15 protein-coding genes and 1 pseudogene are annotated in these 18,373 nt (G+C 39.6%); 10 read left to right on the top strand and 6 right to left on the bottom strand.

Going from position 1 to position 18,373, the window contains the following annotated elements; all coding sequences use genetic code 11:
• Nucleotides 1-12: 12 nt before the first annotated feature.
• The 3 genes from MKL32_RS15095 to gshA form a co-directional block, all read right to left on the bottom strand.
• A complete protein-coding gene (locus MKL32_RS15095) occupies nucleotides 13-3,324 on the bottom strand; it encodes a type VI secretion system Vgr family protein (RefSeq protein WP_151831332.1) in 3,312 nt (1,103 codons plus the stop codon).
• A gap of 157 nt (nucleotides 3,325-3,481) precedes the next feature.
• Nucleotides 3,482-3,988: a disulfide bond formation protein B gene (locus tag MKL32_RS15090; RefSeq protein WP_004910048.1), complete on the bottom strand. Its 507-nt coding sequence runs from the start codon at nucleotides 3,986-3,988 to the stop codon at nucleotides 3,482-3,484.
• Nucleotides 3,989-4,009: 21 nt separating this feature from the next.
• On the bottom strand, nucleotides 4,010-5,587 hold the full coding sequence (gene gshA / locus MKL32_RS15085; protein ID WP_136695299.1) for a glutamate--cysteine ligase: 1,578 nt from the start codon (nucleotides 5,585-5,587) through the stop codon (nucleotides 4,010-4,012).
• A gap of 194 nt (nucleotides 5,588-5,781) precedes the next feature.
• Here gshA and MKL32_RS15080 point away from each other — a divergent pair, with 194 nt between their 5' ends.
• From MKL32_RS15080 to MKL32_RS15070, 3 genes are read left to right on the top strand one after another with little or no spacing between them, the layout of a single operon-like run.
• On the top strand, nucleotides 5,782-6,321 hold the full coding sequence (locus MKL32_RS15080) for a DUF924 family protein (protein ID WP_004965025.1): 540 nt from the start codon (nucleotides 5,782-5,784) through the stop codon (nucleotides 6,319-6,321).
• Nucleotides 6,322-6,355: 34 nt separating this feature from the next.
• Entirely contained in the window at nucleotides 6,356-6,913 is a 558-nt protein-coding gene (locus MKL32_RS15075; RefSeq protein WP_129261299.1) for a CC0125/CC1285 family lipoprotein, read from the top strand.
• 14 nt (nucleotides 6,914-6,927) lie between these two features.
• The gene (locus tag MKL32_RS15070) at nucleotides 6,928-8,235 is read left to right on the top strand and encodes a DUF445 domain-containing protein (RefSeq protein ID WP_243483745.1); all 1,308 of its coding nucleotides are present in this window, start codon (nucleotides 6,928-6,930) and stop codon (nucleotides 8,233-8,235) included.
• Nucleotides 8,236-8,362: 127 nt separating this feature from the next.
• Here the strand turns inward: MKL32_RS15070 and MKL32_RS15065 are convergent, their stop codons facing one another.
• Nucleotides 8,363-8,803 (bottom strand): hypothetical protein, encoded by a 441-nt coding sequence (locus MKL32_RS15065; RefSeq protein WP_004910063.1) that lies wholly within the window; start codon nucleotides 8,801-8,803, stop codon nucleotides 8,363-8,365.
• 319 nt (nucleotides 8,804-9,122) lie between these two features.
• Here MKL32_RS15065 and MKL32_RS15060 point away from each other — a divergent pair, with 319 nt between their 5' ends.
• Nucleotides 9,123-10,277 (top strand): pyridoxal phosphate-dependent aminotransferase, encoded by a 1,155-nt coding sequence (locus MKL32_RS15060; protein ID WP_270900721.1) that lies wholly within the window; start codon nucleotides 9,123-9,125, stop codon nucleotides 10,275-10,277.
• Between the two features lie 97 nt (nucleotides 10,278-10,374).
• Nucleotides 10,375-11,742, top strand: a complete 1,368-nt coding sequence (locus tag MKL32_RS15055; protein ID WP_270900720.1) for an MATE family efflux transporter — start codon at nucleotides 10,375-10,377, stop codon at nucleotides 11,740-11,742.
• A gap of 53 nt (nucleotides 11,743-11,795) precedes the next feature.
• Here the strand turns inward: MKL32_RS15055 and MKL32_RS15050 are convergent, their stop codons facing one another.
• A complete protein-coding gene (locus MKL32_RS15050; protein WP_004910072.1) occupies nucleotides 11,796-12,623 on the bottom strand; it encodes an SDR family NAD(P)-dependent oxidoreductase in 828 nt (275 codons plus the stop codon).
• A gap of 462 nt (nucleotides 12,624-13,085) precedes the next feature.
• On the opposite strand from MKL32_RS15050, the gene MKL32_RS15045 reads away from it, so the two are divergent.
• The 4 genes from MKL32_RS15045 to MKL32_RS15030 all read left to right on the top strand — a co-directional run bounded on the left by MKL32_RS15045 (nucleotide 13,086) and on the right by MKL32_RS15030 (nucleotide 16,678).
• A complete protein-coding gene (locus tag MKL32_RS15045) occupies nucleotides 13,086-13,763 on the top strand; it encodes a TetR/AcrR family transcriptional regulator (protein WP_005403443.1) in 678 nt (225 codons plus the stop codon).
• A gap of 250 nt (nucleotides 13,764-14,013) precedes the next feature.
• Nucleotides 14,014-14,724 (top strand): phosphate regulon transcriptional regulator PhoB, encoded by a 711-nt coding sequence (gene phoB / locus MKL32_RS15040; protein WP_004679100.1) that lies wholly within the window; start codon nucleotides 14,014-14,016, stop codon nucleotides 14,722-14,724.
• An 8-nt stretch (nucleotides 14,725-14,732) separates the two neighbouring features.
• Nucleotides 14,733-16,091: a phosphate regulon sensor histidine kinase PhoR gene (phoR, locus tag MKL32_RS15035; RefSeq protein ID WP_004910079.1), complete on the top strand. Its 1,359-nt coding sequence runs from the start codon at nucleotides 14,733-14,735 to the stop codon at nucleotides 16,089-16,091.
• Between the two features lie 122 nt (nucleotides 16,092-16,213).
• Nucleotides 16,214-16,678 carry a DUF2147 domain-containing protein gene (locus MKL32_RS15030; RefSeq protein ID WP_270900719.1) on the top strand — a complete coding sequence of 155 codons (465 nt, stop codon included), beginning with the start codon at nucleotides 16,214-16,216 and terminating at the stop codon, nucleotides 16,676-16,678.
• Nucleotides 16,679-16,778: 100 nt separating this feature from the next.
• Here the strand turns inward: MKL32_RS15030 and MKL32_RS15025 are convergent, their stop codons facing one another.
• On the bottom strand, nucleotides 16,779-17,231 hold the full coding sequence (locus MKL32_RS15025) for a PACE efflux transporter (protein ID WP_270900718.1): 453 nt from the start codon (nucleotides 17,229-17,231) through the stop codon (nucleotides 16,779-16,781).
• A gap of 95 nt (nucleotides 17,232-17,326) precedes the next feature.
• Between MKL32_RS15025 and MKL32_RS15020 the strand changes: the two are divergent.
• A pseudogene (locus MKL32_RS15020) lies at nucleotides 17,327-18,214 on the top strand (LysR family transcriptional regulator).
• The last annotated feature ends 159 nt before the right edge of the window (nucleotides 18,215-18,373 follow it).

Raw genomic sequence — 18,373 nt, 5'->3', positions numbered from 1 at the left:
ACCTATTAAAATTTAATCAAGCTGTGAACCATGTTCACCTGGCTCCAGAATCGTATCGTTACTATTCTCTTCATCGACTTCATCATCATAAAAAGAGCTAGACCATTGATCAAAACCTAAATATGTTGAATAATTTTTAGCATCTTCACTTTCTAATAATGGAGTTAAACCATTTTTATCAGTTACCCCTTCCCATAGCGTATGTTTTTCTAAGTCATCAAACACTATAACCTTTGCTTCAGGAATTGCTTCTCCAAATATTGAAGTAAATAAAAATTTAATAGCAGATGGCCCAATTTTTGGCAGTTCAGGTACCTCATAAGAAACCTTAGCTCCAGTAGCAAACAAATGCTGCCCAGCCTTACTCTCAAACTTACCGCCTGTTGTTGAAAATACGCCATCCGCATTAATTTTGAGTTGTGACCCACCTGCTGTTAATACTATCTCTTTTGGGCTGGTAATTTCGATTTTATCTTCAGTAGAAATGAGCTTGATGACCTTCTTCGCAATTGCTTCAATCGCATCATCTTGCGCTTGTAACTCCAGCTTTCCTTTTGCTGCATAGGCTCTAAAACCTTTTTGTGCTGCAAACAAACTAATTTTGTCTTGTGCATGCCCAATAATATTTTTTTGCGCACTTAAATTAATAGAACCGCTGGCACTTTCGGCAATATCTTGCGAAGCTTGTAGAATAATATTTTCAGGCGTCGTCAAAGCAATACCATTTGGCGATGCTAACAACATAAGGGCTTGTCTGAAGATCTTGCCTTGCTCTTGTTGTTTAGTATCGGAACTGCTTTCTAAACCTTGGGTATAACCTTCCATAAAGCCTTGTAAAGAACTCAATGCTTTAGAAGGTGATACTTCCAATTTACTGCCTTTACTAAAAGTTCCACACGTACTCATCAAATCAAAATCTTTAGTCTCGACATTTGCTAAGACTTTCCCGACCTCTTGAATACTTTCAAATGGATTTTTATGAATTCGGTCTTTAATACTTGCGAGTTTTCCTTTAACAATATCAGGGCCATGTTCTTCAACGTTTTCGATAAATGCTTTTAAATTTTCTACTGCATCTTTAGCATCGCTAAAGAAAGAATTAAATTCATCTACAACGCCTTTTGCATTTCCCCCTAGTGCACCAATGTCTTGAATAAAGCCACCGCAGTCTTTTAGGGCATGGATAGGATCCTTATTAATTCCTTCTTTGAATAGGTTTACCGTACTATTTAATGCCTGACCTGTGGTTTTTAACTCAAGCGACTGGATGAATTTGGGTAAACGATTAATTACATTCAAAGCATCAGTTTGTTGCTTGGCTGCAACTTCACTGAGCATTTTCATGCTTTCATAGCCTTGTGAAAGTAAGGATTGTGCTTGTGCGGCCTCTAAATGGTCTGCAATCGCTTGCTCTTGTGCATAGGTACTAATGAGCATGCCTTTACCCGCACGCACAGCTCCCCAAGCGTCTGTTCTAAGCTCAAAGCCTTCTCCACGACCTTGGCTTGTCGCTTGTTCTTTAGGATGGCTTAAATTACCTAAATTCAACTGTGTTGCCGCATGGCTACTTTGTAGTTGAGTACTGATCTGCCCTGTTGTGTCATCAAAGCGTAATTGGTTGAAGCCACTTCCATTGATTTCCTGACTGCGTATGCCACTTAGCTTTTTAGTATCAGGAAGCTGCCCTTTGACATCAAATTTGGTTGGAGAACGTTGCGCTTCATGGATTCGTCCTGTCACAAAGGGACGATCAATATTGCCATCAAAAAAATCAATAACGACAACTTCACCGATACGAGGTAAGAAGCGAGCTCCATACCCCTCTCCCGCCCAAGGTGTTAACACATCGACCCATGCTGAATCGGTATCATTGTTATTACTGCCCGCACCGCCATCATGTCCATGATCATCACTACGGGTAAACAGAAAGCGAACCTTAATACGCCCCCATTCATCTACATAAATAGTTTCCCCTTCTGGTCCAACAACTTTAGCGCGTTGTGGATAGGCGATTGGGCGATGCTGTAGAGGATCATATTCTGGTGTAATTTTGATTTGACGGCGAATCAATGTCAGTTCATTTGCCTGCCGCTCAGCCCCGTCATCTTCAAGTGCATGCCAACGACTTTGTTTTAATAATTGGCGTACCTGTTGCTGTAAATCTTTCGGTAAATTATTTTGATTGTAGAACGTTTTAGCAATAATCAAGAACTCTTGATCTACGACGTCATGCTGATTAATTTCTGGATGATCAATAAGGTTGAACCAATATCCTACTTGGCTGTCACGCACTGAACTATAGGCCCTAAAAAACTTGGCTTGAAAAGCATACCTATCATTTAATATTTGATTTTGCTTTTCTAATTGGCTGTTACCTGAAGCTGTAGCTTGATCTTCACCTTTTAAATCCTGCATCCATGCTGGACTTACATGCCATGCTTGTTCAAGACCTAAACTGACTGAGTCAAAACTTGTGGAATGACTATGTGTGGTGATGACTGAACCAGCGCCTTCGTCTTGTGCTAAAGCATCAGGCTGCCAACGTTGCAAATGAACAGCAGTGGGTTGCAAACTTCGCACTGCGACAAAACCTGTAATACTGTCTTGGTATTCGGTTGGACTACTTCGATGATAGCGAATACTGCGTCGAGCTAAAGCTTGATATTGACTATTATCATCAATCAATCTTAGCTTTTGTGATTGAATCGGTATGGAAAAATGCGGAACAAAAAGCTCTGCTTCATCAATGAGCCAGCTAATCCCTTCACTACGCCATAAGCGTGTAAGAAAATCATAATCAGATTCATTATGCTGCATCACAAATGGACGCACATCATAACTTTGCTTTAGTCCATTCAGGTCAAGACTCAAACTTGCAGCAAATAATGGGCTTTTTTCTTGCCATTCTTTGAATAAAACTTCTGTAACTTCAACGATTGTTTTATTCATAAAAACACGACTATTACGGCGTTTATGCCATAAGTTTGTCGCATCACTCAGAGTCAGTTTATATAGAGTTAAGGCACCATCACTTTGTCCATAGCACGCTTCAGTTACTATGCCAGTCATACGGAACAACTGTCCTGAATCTGTGACTTGATCCACAGCCAGTTGAACACCGATAAATTGTTTTAATGCAATATGAGCATTGGTAGAGAGGCAAATTAACTCCGCATGTAAGCCATCATTCAGTTGATGCTTTCCCTCGATACGCTGTAAAAAAACTTGGTTATTTAATTCTTCATTAGAAAATTGTACGTGTATTGCACGTTTTTGTGCATTTAGCCCTATTTTTTCTAATACATTAGATATATTAAAAAGCATTTTTTTATAATCATAGGATAAAGAAACGGCTGCACTTTATAAAAAAACAGACCTATCTGTCTATAATTATATTTTATTTTTAGCAAATCTTTACATTTTCGCTTATCAATAAAAAAAGAGCCTATAAATTTCGGCTCTTTTTATTCAAAATGGTATTTTAAGCTTTAGTAGAATCATATTTTCTAAACAACTGCCACAAACAAATCAGCAGAATAAAACTAAAATATACCAAAGACCAAACAGGTAACGACTGACCTAAAAAAGTCCAATCGATCAAGGCGCATTCGCCAGAACCTGTTAAGACTTGCTGTAAAACCGTTTTCATCGGCAAAGCTTCTACCAAATAATCCAAACCAGGACCACAACTTGGCACTTGATCAGGTGGTAGATTCTGCAACCAAACATGACGTGCAGCAACACCCGCAGACCAACCAATTGATAAGGTCGCTAATAATGCATAAAAACGTTTGAAGCCATTCGAAATCGGATTATGAATAAACGCAATCAATGCGATAAATCCCATACCGATCAAACCAATACGTTGGAAAACACAAAGTGGACATGGCTCTAATCCTTGTACGTGTTCTAAATACAAGGCAAATGAGATACCAATAATACTGGTCAGAACAAGTAAAGCACTGACCAAACGGTAATTCCAACGCATGGGAAATCCTCTAAAAAATTTTTAACGGTATTTTGCAAGATATTGGCTAAAACTCATGTCGTTATCTTGTTCAAGTTCAGCCTGTTTTTGCAACGAAGTTTGTACTAGCTCATCAAAATACTGTTTTCTTTCTTGGTTTAATACATGCTGATCATAATATTGCACATGTTGCTGAGCCATAACGCTGCCAAAACTCCATGTACCACCATGCTTCAAGGTATCTTCAATGACATGCGCTGAAAGCGTATTTTCAACATGTGCTAAGCGTTGTTGCATCACAACAATTGCGTCTTGATACAACTGTGTTTGATTCGCTTGATCGAGTAAAGTCGCACATTGCTGAATAGTTGCCAAATGCTGCTGTGCCCAAGCTTGAAAATTCATTGTTTTCTCACCAAGCTCAATCTTTACATCAGCTGCACGACCTCGATTCACAACCTCTGTTTGATTCCGATCAATCTGTTCTTGTTCATCTGCATACAACTCTGGACTATCACTCAGTAAACAATATAAAGCTAGACTTTCAAGAAAACCAGCAGCAATCTCATCAATACCGATTGAACTATACGGATTGACGTCAACAGCACGAAGTTCGACATAACCAACACCACGATTTTTCAACGCTTGTGATGGCGTTTCACCGGCCTGAGGGACTTGTTTTGGACGGACCAAACTATAGTATTCATTTTCGATCTGAAGCACATGATCATTAATTTGGATAGGTTCACCAGACTCATCGTCTAAGCCCAACGCACTAAACTCTGGATAAGGCGTATGTACTGCTTTCTGCAATCCATCCAAATAGTCATGCAGATCGTTATAATGAATGCCTAACTCTTTCTGTGCTGAGTTTTGGTATCCCAAACGCCCCATACGTAAAGCCGTAGCCTCTGGTAAATACAAAGTGCCTTTAACCAAAGGTTGTAAATGATGTTCACGACCTGTCAGGAAACAACGACAAACGGATGGACTCGCTCCTAATAAATACATCACCAAAGGAGTTAAACGAATGAAATTACGAATCAAGCCAAAATAACGATGGCTACGATAATCTTGAGCACTGAGTTGTTTTAATTCTTGATCGCTCTCTTGCTGTTGTAACTCAGCAAACAATTGATCAGGGAAAGATAAATTATAATGCACCCCTGAAATCGTCTGCATACGGCGGCCATAACGCACACCTAAACCACGGCGATAAAGCGTTTTAAAACGACCAATATTCGAGGTTCCGTACTGTGCTAATTGGATATTCTCTTCATTATCATCCAGCATACATGGCATCGACAGTGGCCATAAGCGCTCACCTTCTTCGAGGTGTTGATGCACCACGGTGTGAATATCTCGCAATTCATCTAATGCCGCAGCAATAGTGGATTGAGGAGTGGTAATAAACTCCATCAATGCTTCTGAATAATCCGTTGTAATATGAGGGTGCGTGAGTGCAGACCCTAAAGCTTTTGGATGATTTTTTTGTGATAAAAATCCATTGCTTTGCATTCTTAAACTTTCACGTTCTATGCCGCGTAACATCCCCTTCAATAGCGAAGCATCTACCCATGTTGGAATCACAGAGGAAGAAAATGTATTGGGTTGATTCATAATTTATATGCTCGCTCATTCAAGATCGGCCAACAAGATAAGTGTTAGCGACTTCGTTATTCTGCCAATTATAACGACAATTGTGATCTAGTCATCTGATTTAATTTGGCAATTTTTATCACAATCTTGTTACATAAGACACGCTGAATTTGTGATTTTATTAAAATAATCGATCTTTCATTTGGCACTTCTTCATGCAAGCACAAGACATTCTCGACTTTTGGTTTGATCCGAATCATCGTTCACTTTGGTTCGCGAAAAGTGATGCTTTTGACGATAAAATTCGCGAGCAATTTCAAATAATTCACCAGCAAGCAAGCCAAGCAGAACTTTGGTCTTGGCGCAAAACGCCAGAAGGTCGTTTGGCTGAAATCATTGTACTCGATCAATTCTCTCGTAATATCTACCGTGACCAAGCACAAGCATTTGCTTATGACAGTTTGGCATTGGCACTGGCACAGGAAGCGATTAGCTTACAACTTGATGCGCAATTGAGCCCTGAACAACGTTCTTTCTTATATATGCCGTTTATGCACAGTGAATCTAAATTGATGCATGAATATGCCCTCAAGCTTTTTCAACGCTTGGGGAATGAAATCAATCTGAGTTTTGAAAAGAAACATAAGATCATTATTGATCGTTTTGGCCGCTATCCACATCGAAATGAAATTTTAGGTAGAACATCAACGGCGGAAGAGTTGGAATTTTTAACCCAACCCAACAGTAGCTTTTAAGTCAGTTTTACAGACATTGAAATAGGAATTGCATATGAAAACTGTATTGAAATGCACCCCTCTCCTTGTCGCATTGGCATTTACAGGGTGCGCGACCATTCCACAACAACCCAAAACCTTTGACCAACTTGGTCAATTCACCGCTTATCCATTAAATAGCAAAACGTATCGTATTGGTTTTCAAGCAGGTCCAAATCTAAGTTATGGTACAGCTGAAGAAATTACCTTATTAAAAGCTGCTCAAACAACACTCAAAAATGGATACCGTTATTTTACGGTTGTGGATGACCCAAGTAATGCACGGAATAAAGCACCGCGTCAGGCTGTGATTTATCCAACGCCTAGCTATTATCCATATGGATACTATCGTCGCCATCCAGCCTTTTGGCCCGATCCATTCTATGATATGCCACAAGTGGTCAATATTGATCCAATCCAAGTGTCGTATACTATCGAGTGTTTCAAGACTCAAGATCAATCTCCAGATGCTTTTGACGCACAAATGATTTTGCAATCATTAGGATCAAAGTACGGATTGAGTCCATCAGGAGATGTGTTACAGCCCGCTGTACCCACTCAAAACAAAAAGTGATAAAGGATGACTAAATGAATTCAGTCGAAGAAATCCACGTACCTAGCCTCCAGAGAAGTAAATACTTCGCCACGATGGCACTGATTATTGCGGTAGTGTCATGGATTGGCTTAATGGTCGCGGCGCATTTTTTTCCTGAATACAAATGGATCATTCATATATTTATGCTTGGTGCGGAAGCAGGTGTGGTTGGTGGTTTAGCAGACTGGTATGCGGTCACAGTATTATTTCGTAATCCTTTCGGCAAAATGCCTTTACCGAAATTACTCCGTGACCACACGGAAATTATTCCACGTAATAAAGCCCGTATAGCCGAATCGATGGGTCGCTTCGTCCAAGAAAACTTTTTATCACCGCAAATCGTAGAACGTAGTCTCAAAAATGCAGACATGAGTTTGGCAATTGGTGAATGGTTAGCCAATCCTAAAAACAATACGCAAGTGGTGCAGATGATTCAGCACACAATCCCTAGAATTTTTGAATTTGTCAGCCAAGATCAAATTGCTCACTTTGTACAGAACAATAGTGTGCAATGGGTTCGTAGCACCAAAATAAACAAACTTGCCAGTGAAATGTTACGTGCTGTTTTAGATAATGATTTCCACCAAGATGTATTGCAACGTGGGCTTGATCTAGCACATGAATGGATGGTGTCTCATCCTGAAGAAGCACGAGACCTATCTCGTAAATTATTCCAAGAATTAGGCGTATGGAAACTAGCAAAAGGTGCGAGCTGGATTGGGATTGATGTACAACAACGGACGATTGATTCACTGATCGAAAAAGTTGAATCGATGTTAGCTAACCCTGATCACCCATGGCGCCAAGATATTGAAGCCACAACACATACACTGATGTTACAACTTGCTGATAACGATAGCGAAGCCAGTCTACGTCTAAATAGTGGCAAGGATGCTTTGCTCGATAGTCCTCAGGTGCTCAATTTTATTAGTGGTGCCATCGCGATCCTATGTGATGCAATTAAAACGGATTTAATGCAAGAAGATTCAGGTATCGCGACGAATTTAAGAACTGCGATTCAACAGCTTGGTATAAGCTTGATTCAAAATGAAAAAGTTCGTGAAGTTTTGAATGAAAAAATGGTCGGCTTAGCAACCAACTTCAGTGAGCAATATAGCGATAAAATTATTCGTTATATCAGTGAGCGCATCCACGAGTGGGATTCTCGAGAAATGATCGCCAAAATCGAAAGCGAAGTGGGTGGCGATTTACATATGATCCGTGTGAATGGTGTGATTGTCGGCGCATTTATTGGTTTAGCACTTGGTGTCATTCGTGCAATTGTTGAAAACGTTTTATAAACGATAGAGCCATATACGGTAGAGTCTTTCGACTTTGCCATCTTTTGCCCTAAGCACCCTGTGATTAGGGCTCATCCATCTTCCCAACAAAACACATAAAGAGAAGGATCTCTTTTCCTGTCATTCATCAGCAAACCAACTGCTTACTTTCTTGATAATAACGTGCCAAAGCTTCGGTATCTTGTTTTAAAAAGGCAGTTAAGTACGCTTTTACTTGAACCAATGACAGATGGCTAAAATGAATTCGCTCTTTTGCCTGAAATTGTACTAAACCAAAGATTTGTTTTTTAGCAACGACCACAGGAATATCTGTTTTTACCGTGAAGCTCAACTCTTGAGATGAGGCATAGGGATTTAAAACGATTTCGATGGTGTGTTCTGTATTACCATCTGTAATGGTAAAAGTCGGGCTTGCACCGTCGAGCTGCAACCAACGATTGAGTTGTTGTTTCCAACCCATTCTGTCAAATCGAGTTAATACCCCAATGGTATTTAATGCTCCACATTGTTCTACATCATTTAAATCAAGATGATGCGGATAGCGTATTTTTAGATCGAAATTGTCCATTGCTTAATGTCCTATTTCACAATTATTCGTATTTATTTTAATCTCTCGATATAAATTATATCGCTTAAATAATTAAATTAAAACACCATATCTAATTGAAAAATAATAATTTATTAGACAAATTTAACTAAAAAATGACCAATTCTGTCACTATTGTTTTTATTAAGACACTATTCCACTATTTCTCTTGATATTTAGCACATTATTGAAGCAAGGAAGAGACGCAAATCTCTGTTCGCACAAGTTGCGACGATTTGGATATCTCATCCTTTTACCGATACAATCAACTCAAAACAAAACGTAAATTAGGTTAATCACCATGCTGCAACTTCAGTCAAAACTTCCAAGTCAAGGTGTGACCATTTTTAGTGTAATGACTGAACTCGCTCACAGGCTCAATGCCTTGAACCTATCACAAGGTTTTCCTGATTTTCCTGCCCCACCCGCTCTGTTAGAAGCACTTAGCCAAGCAACATTAGATGGTTATAATCAATACCCAGCAGGAGATGGTGTACTGGCTCTGCGCGAACAGTTAGCAAAACAATTTCTGCAACGTGATCAATTAAATTGCGACCCCATCACCGAAGTTACCATTACACCTGGTGCAACCATTGCCATTTTCTGTGCAATTCAAGCCTGTATCCACGCAGGTGATGAAGTTATTATTTTTGATCCAAGTTATGACAGTTATGCACCTGCGGTACAACTCGCAGGTGGTAAGTCGATTCATATTCATTTGGAAGCACCTTCATTTCAGGTAGATTGGCAAAGGGTTCAAGACAGCATCACTGCCAAAACTCGCATGATTATTGTCAATACACCACATAATCCTACAGGAGCAATTTGGTCAGAGCAGGACTGGCAACAACTGATTCAACTTATTGAAGATAAAAATATTGTTGTATTGTCTGATGAAGTTTATGAACATCTGGTCTTTGATGGGCAAAAACATTTTAGTGCTCTCAGTTTTCCCGAACTGCGTGAACGTAGTTATGTCATTGGTTCTTTTGGAAAGACCTATCATGTCACGGGTTGGAAAACAGGATATTGTGTTGCTGCACCGGAATTAATGCGTCTATTTCGACAGATTTATCAGTACGCTAATTTTTGTGGTACTACACCATGCCAAATTGCACTGGCTAATTATATGCAGCAGCATCCTGAGCATATCCAAGAACTTCCTCATTTCTACCAAGCAAAACGTGATCGTTTTAATGCTCAAATCCGAGACTCACGTTTTAAATTTCTACCATCTCAGGGAACCTATTTCCAAAACCTAGACTATAGTGAGATTCGACCTGATCTGAATGATGTGGAGATGTGCCAATTCCTTGCAGAGCAACACAAAATTGTCGCTATCCCAATTTCCGTCTTTTATCAGCACCCTCCTGAATCGCTCAGACTCATTCGATTTTGTTTTGCTAAAACAGATATAACCTTGCAACGTGCGGGAGAAATCCTAGTACAGTGTTGATCAACAAAACATAAACCGAACTCAACCCAAGCTCGTGCTGCATATGTTATTTTGAAGAGATGATTTGCGTTTCCAATAGACGCGTAAAGGAGTTTAAATGACGCCACGCCAAACGTTGGTGATGCAACCCAATCTCTGGAAAACCTTTTTTGTTTTTCTTGTCCCGCTAATCGCCACAAATATTTTGCAGAATCTTTCAGGTACGATTAATACGATTTTTGTCGGTCAGATGATGGGCGTGGATGCGATTGCAGCCGTTTCTGTATTTTTCCCTATCCTGTTTTTTCTCTTGGCTTTTGTGATTGGAATTTCAGCAGGCACTACCGTATTAGTTGGGCAAGCATGGGGAGCACAAAATCTTGAAAAGGTTCGCTGTGTCATCGGCTCAACATTATTTATTACCCTGATTGGGGGCACCTTGATTGCCATTTTAGGTCTGGTATTTGCTGAGCAGATTTTAAATGTGTTGGGCACCGATCCTAAAGTCATGCATCTATCATTACCCTACGTTCAATGGATGCTGGTGGGTAGTCCGTTATTATTTGTTTATATTATTTATACCTCGATTTTACGGGGTGTTGGCGATAGCGTGACACCGCTAATTGCCTTGAGTTTAACCAGTTTAATTGGCTTGGTGGTTACACCTGTTTTATTAAAAGGCTATTTTGGTTTTCCTGAATTAGGCATTATCGCACCTGCAGTTGCCACCATCATGGGTTATGCGGCTGTACTCATTTTTCTAGCTTTCTACTTAAATTATAAAAATCATCCTCTTAAAATTGATCGTCAACTGCTTCGAAGTATTCGTCACGATCCAAGTTTAAGTAAGTTAATTTTAAAACTGGGTATTCCGACAGGCGTACAAATGGTCACCACGTCTTTGGCTGGCTTAGTGATTATTAGCTTAGTTAATCGTTATGGCGCACACGCAACTGCCGCATATGGCGCAGTCAATCAAGTTCTGAACTACATTCAATTCCCAGCCATGTCGATCTCCATAGCGGCATCAATCTTTGCAGCGCAAGCGATTGGGGCTGGAAAATCCGACTTATTGGCTAAAGTGACACGGACTGCCTTAGGCATGAATATCTTGTTTACAGGAACACTCATCACTTTGGCTTATCTATTTTCTAAGTATTTAATGGCGCTTTTTATCACCGATCATAGTGTGGTGGTATTAGGGCAACAGCTATTATTTATTGTGCTATGGTCAATTTTGTTTTTTGGTGCAAGCGCTATCTTTGCTTCAATCATGCGTGCCAGTGGTACAGTCAATGTCCCAATGATGATCAATATTTTGACCATCCTTCTGATCGAAGTGCCTTGTGCTTATTGGTTTAGTTCTATGTGGGGCTTAAATGGTATTTGGACAGCTTATGCACTCGCCTTTGTGTGTCTATGTATTTTCCAAGCAAGTTATTATCAATTTGTCTGGAAAAAAGGTGATATTAAACGACTCATCTAATAAATAAAAAAGCCATTCAAATCTGAATGGCTTTTTGATCAAGCATATAAAGCTTAAAGCATCTTAGTTGCAAAAGCTGCAATACGTTGATAGCCCGTAGGGAATAGACGTTGGAAAGAATCTAAAATTCGAGCATCTGTTCCAATCAACAAACGGCGTTTATCTTTTAATACCGCATTTAAAATTTGGCGTGCAGCTTCTTCTGGTGGTGTACGCAAGAATTTATCAAACTGCTTGATTGATTTGCCTGGATCCATACCTAGGCTCTTTAAGCTGTCGTTCATTTTTGCAGCTTTAGCAATATTGGTACGAATACCACCTGGGTGTACGCAAAGTGAACTTACACCGCTCTTTTCAATATCAAGTTCTTGGCGTAATGACTCTGTGAAACCGCGTACCGCAAATTTTGTTGCGTTATAAGCAGATTGAGTTGGTTGTGATGTCAAACCAAAAATACTTGAGATATTGATGATGTGACCATCTTTAGTTTGTTTGATGAATGGAAGGAATTCTTTTGTTCCATACACCACACCCCAGAAGTTAATTCCGACGATCCACTCTAAATCTTCGTAGCTTGCACCTTCAACGGTAGAACCCAATGCAACTCCTGCATTGTTAAAGATCATATTGACACAACCATGATCTTGAACTGTTTCTTGTGCCCATTGTTTTACCGCTTCGCGATCAGAAACATCAAGCACTTTGGTTGTAACTGTAATTGGATTATCTTTCACAAGCTCAACAGTTTGTGCTAAGCCTTTTTCATTGATATCGCTCAATGACAAGTGACAACCTTGTTTAGCCAATAAAACTGCCAGTTGTTGTCCAATCCCAGAACCTGCACCTGTGATCGCTGCGACTTTATTTTTAAAATTTTTCATTGCCTATCCTTTGTATTGCGAATGAATTGCACACATTTGAGTAGATCATGTGCAGTTTGAGTTATAACCAATATAATTTTGACAATACATATTGTCAATATAGTACAATATCACTTTAAGACAAATGGCAAGAATCAACATATTGCTTGTCATATTAGGTCTATTTACATTTCATGACCTAAGATCTTGGAACGAGACAAAGCATATTGCGTGGAATTTAGTTATGCTAGAGCCGCATAAAGCATCGACAATTGGTAAAAAATGTTATTGTCGAGAGTGTTAGGACTAAGATGTTTCCCCAAACTTCGTTATAAAATTTAACAAGGGGAATAATTTTGTCTACCTTTTGCAAGTTGTGGCATGGATGGTCATCTTCATGATTTTTGATCTGAAATGACAGTAATTCAATGCAAACTCGTCCGAGCCACACGATTTAAAGATTTTTAGGGAACGGTTTTTCTAATGACGACTCAAGATCAGGCGACACGTAAAAAAAAGAATGTTGACGCGAAAGAACGCCAATTTAAAGGGCTTTCTTTGAGTGAGCGTAAAGAAGCGCGCCGAGAGAAACTGATTGAGGCGGGTATCGCCACTTATGGGACACAAGGTTTTTTTTCTGTCACTGTGAAAGATGTCTGTAATGAGGCAAAACTTACTGAACGCTATTTCTATGAATCTTTTAAGAAAAGTGAAGAGTTATTCCAAACCGTTTTCTTAAAAATGATTGGAAAAATGCAAACTTGCTTGAGCCAAGCGGTCATCATGGCTGCCCCTGAACCTAAAAACATGGTGACCGCAGGTTTGTCTGCATTGCTCACTGCGATTAAAGATGATCCGCGTATGGCACGTATCATTTATATTGATGCCATGCTCGTTCAAGACTTACATAACCAAGCCACCATTCAAGAAACATTGACGCAATTTGACCGTATTATTCAGGCTTTCGTCATGATCACAATGCCGAATGCCCCTCAAGGCAATGATGAAGTGTCGTTAATGGCAACAGGGCTGAATGGATACGTGACTCATATTATTATTCGTTGGGTCTCTGAAGGCTTTAAACAACCACTTGATGAAGTTCTTGCAGCCTGCTGTGCCGTGTTTTTATCCTTTATCGAAACCACATCACAAAAAAATTAAAATCTTTTTACAGTTTTGTTACAAAGCATATACTTAAATGATGATCCGATTAAACGAATGAATTCATTTGATTTATTAATCAGCAACCTGTCATCATTTGGTCATTGCTCTGCCCCACAATTGTCACAATTTATTGCTAAATTCGACTTTATTAACTCTTTTGCAATGATATTGTCATAATTAATCTTTGTAATAAGCCTGTCATAACAACAAAACGGTTCACCGTTACAGATATTAAGGGTATTGCGCTGTGAAAGATGACTATATTTTAATTGTCGATGATGAACTACCGATCCGCGAAATGATCCATACATCTTTGGATATGGCAGGCTTCCAATGTTTGCAAGCGGAAGATGCTAAACAAGCGCATCAGATTATTGTTGACCAGCGTCCTGCTCTTATTTTGCTGGATTGGATGCTACCGGGTGGTGTGAGTGGTGTCGATTTGTGCCGTCGCCTAAAACGCGATGAAAACTTAGCAGAAATTCCTGTGATCATGTTGACTGCACGCGGTGAAGAAGACCATAAAGTTCAAGGTCTTGATGCTGGTGCTGATGACTACATGACCAAACCATTTTCGACGCGTGAACTGGTTTCACGTATTAAAGCAGTGTTACGTCGTGCCAATGCGCTGAGCGGTGAAAAAGTTATTGATGCCAATGGCTTAATGCTTGATCCTGTCAGCCAGCGTGTGAGTTTTGGAAACAGCATCCTCGAGATGGGGCCGACTGAATATCGTTTGCTTGCTTTCTTTATGACTCACCCTGAACGTGCATATACACGTGCTCAATTACTTGACCAAGTTTGGGGCGGCAATGTATATATCGAAGACCGTACTATTGATGTACATATTCGTCGTTTGCGCAAAGTGTTAGAACCATTTGGTGTTGATCGTTTTGTTCAAACGGTACGTGGCACTGGTTATCGTTTTTCTACACGAGCTGACTTAGCAGCAGGTTAAAACCCTTTATGTATGAACCTTATCCCGTCCCTGAACTGGCACGTGAGCACCAACAATTTCGTTACAGCAGTTTGTGGACGTTTGCAAAACAAGATTTAAGACTGTTGATGTTTTTCTTATTGATTGCAAGCTTAATTGGATTTGGGGTTGGATACTTTTGGAGCTGTATCTTTGTTGCCTTTGTTGTTTTTTTTCTTTTGCAGCTCCGCTCGCTTTATCTAGTCAATGATTGGATTTCAAACCGTCCCTACGATATGCCACCTAATCTAAATGGCATTTGGGGTGCACTATTATTTAATGTCTATCGCGCACAACGCCAAGAACGAATCGTACAAGCGGAGATGGTGGGATTAATAGATCGTGCTCAGTCATCATTAGTTGCATTAGCTGAAGCGGTGGTTTTAATCGATGATCAGCATCAGATTGAATGGTGGAATCCTGCTGCTGAAAAGTTATTGGGAATTAATCCTTTAGATCGTGGTCGCAATTTACTCTCTATTTTGCGCCAACCCAATTTCATTGAATATTTCAAAAATAGTGATCAAGCGCCAGATGGAATTCGTCTTCAAGCACAGATGGACGAAGAGCGTTATGTACAAGTTAAAATCACACGTTTTGGTGGGGAAAGCCGTCTCTTGGTTGCACATGACATTACTCGTATGCATAATCTTGAACAGATGCGTAAAGATTTCGTGGATAATATTTCCCACGAGCTACGCACGCCACTAACGGTATTGAGCGGATACCTTGAAACCTTTACCGATCAAGATGATATTACCCCACGTTGGAAACGTGCTTTTACCCAGATGCAGTCGCAAACCAAGCGTATGAATGCTTTGGTCAATGATTTATTACTATTATCCAATTTAGAGAATAATAAAAAAGTCGCTAAAAATCAGATTATTGATATGGCAAATCTGATGAACCAATTATTTGATGATGCACGTGCCTACAATCTCGATTATGGTCATACACTCAACTTAGATATTGATAGCCACTGTGATCTGATTGGTTCGGACATGGAAATTGCTAGTGCTTTCAGCAACTTAATTACCAATGCCATTAAATACACACCCAAAGGTGGAATTATTACCATTGGTTGGCACGAAGATGGTGATCATGCCTATTTTTCTGTCCAAGACAATGGTATTGGGATCAACCCTAAACACCTCCCTCGTCTCACGGAGCGTTTTTATCGGGTTGATAGCGCTCGCAGTCGTCAAACAGGCGGCACAGGTCTAGGCCTAGCGATCGTTAAGCATGTGCTGATGCAGCATGGTGCACATCTCGAAATCACCTCTAAAGAAAATGAAGGCTCTACATTTACAGCCGTGTTCCCGAAAGAACGCCTTTACCATATGATCTAAAATAATTACAGGGAACTGCCAAGTTCCCTGATTTATGATGTTTTTCTATACTTTTAAATAATATAATAAGTTGTTGTTTCATTTCGCTATTTCTACACTTCATCTCGATGTAAAAACGACTTATGATTATTTCTTTAATTCGCAGCTTTGCGTTACTCCTCGGACTCAGTACTGCTTTTCATATTCAAGCAAGCCCTTTTGATCCTCTAATTGGTACATGGAAAGTTGTCGATGAACGCACTGGTTCTTATGTGTCAGATATTGTGATTCGACGCAATTCTAAAACAGAACAATACAGTGCTGTCATCGTCAAAATGTATCCCTCTGCTAAAGAGGCCGCTCCGACTACTTGCACAAAATGTACAGGTGCGTTGAAAGATCAACCTATCGTCGGTATGGAAGTATTAACTAAGCTCAAAAAACTCAATCAAAATGAGGAATTTGGTCAAGGTGTCTGGATCAACCCTTATGATGGTCATAAATACAGTATTCAAGGACGTTTAAGCAAAACTGGTAAAATGCTAAATATCAGTGCCAAACATCCAAGTAATAATAGCTTTCGTGCTATGACATGGATTCGCTTATAAAAATATACATCGCTTAATATCATAGATAAAAACATGGGGGCTTTTATAAGTCCCCATTTTTATGTGCAATCATGATTGCGGGAATTGGCTTTGATTTAAATTAAAGCTTAGTCGTTGAAGGCAATGGTTTAGTTTCAAGCAAGTGACTTGGCAAACCAAATAAATGATCAAAAAGGTAATTATAAACAAAGGTATAACACGGAATGATGATCATTAAACTAAAATCTAATAAGAAGGCTTTGACTAAACTGATTTGCATCCACCAAGCAATCAATGGAATCAAAATAGTGACTAAGACCACTTGAAAACCGATAGCATGCACGACACGTCTAAAAATGGTTCGTGTCTTAGAATGCTGTCGTTTTTCCCACCATTCAAAGGCATAGTTGTAAAAGAAATTTACGCTGACAGCGATCACCGCAATTAATAATGACAAAGGTCCAGTGTGGCTGATCGTTGAGCCTGAAAGTACAGCCAAAATCATCGCACAAATCAAAAAACTGAGTACTTCATAGAAAAATACATAGGTCACTCTTCTTTTCATTCCTTGCATGACAGCACCTCAAAATCAACAAAACGTGGATTTTACGCGCTCTTTCTGATAAAAAAAGTTAATCATGATCAGTTTTACTGACAAGCAAGCTAGAGATAAATATGAATAGTGAACAGCTGGAATTAATTCTTGAAGTGATTGATCGAGGCAATTTCTCTGCTGCAGCACGTGCTTTAAATCGAGTTCCTTCGGCTGTGAGTATGGCCATTGCGAATTTAGAAGCAGAATTGAATTTAAAATTATTTGAACGTAGCAAAAATTATTTAGAGCCTACCGAGATTGCCCTATCTATTGAACCGCATGCACGATTAATTGTGACCAAATTGCGTCAACTTGAAATGCATCTCACCGAGCTTTCTATGGGATTGGAAACAAATCTTAAAATTGGCGTTGCGGCTGATATTAATCAAAAAATTGTATTGGCAGGCATCGAAGATTTAACGCATCGCTATCCGCTGTTAAATATCGAAATGCACTGCGCAGCACAGCAAGAACTCAAAGCACGCCTTAGAAATAATGAAATCGATCTGTATGTTGCTTATAGTTCATCTACGATTGATACCAATGAACGCTTCCGCTTATTGGGTGTTGAAAAATTTGTTGCTGCGATTTCCCCTAAAGAAGCACAACAGCTTCGGGCACAACATAAAAATGAGCTGACGATGTTATCTTAGCTTCGACAAATTATTGTGGCAAGTAAAAATTATCCTCTCCCTGACCCACGTATTTTGGTCTCAGATGCCTACTGGCATACAGATAATTTATCCATGGCGATTGGGATGGTGGAGCAAGGACTCGGCTGGGGTAATTTTCCGTTGTCCATCGTCCATGAGCATTTTGCTAAACAAAGTTTGGTTCGTTTGGAGTTTAGTGATACCGCCAACGGACTAGATATGCCAATCCATGCGATTTGGCCTAGTTATAAACCTCTCACTAAAATACTTCAATTGCTGATAGAACTTTGGGCAAAACAACAGCTTTAAAGAAAAAGAAAAAAGCCCGACATCCTGTCGGGCTTTTTCGTATTCCTTTCACTAGATACAACTCCTGTCATATCTCACATCCTGATGCTTAAACTTATTATTATTGTTTTATGTTTTGGAACTTCCTGTTCCTGATGAGTTCATATTAGGGAATTTAAC

The organism is Acinetobacter sp. AOR34_HL (assembly GCF_027854795.1).
Classification (GTDB): domain Bacteria; phylum Pseudomonadota; class Gammaproteobacteria; order Pseudomonadales; family Moraxellaceae; genus Acinetobacter; species Acinetobacter junii.
Note: the sequence above shows the minus strand (reverse complement) of the source record. Positions and strands in the feature narration are given on the sequence as shown.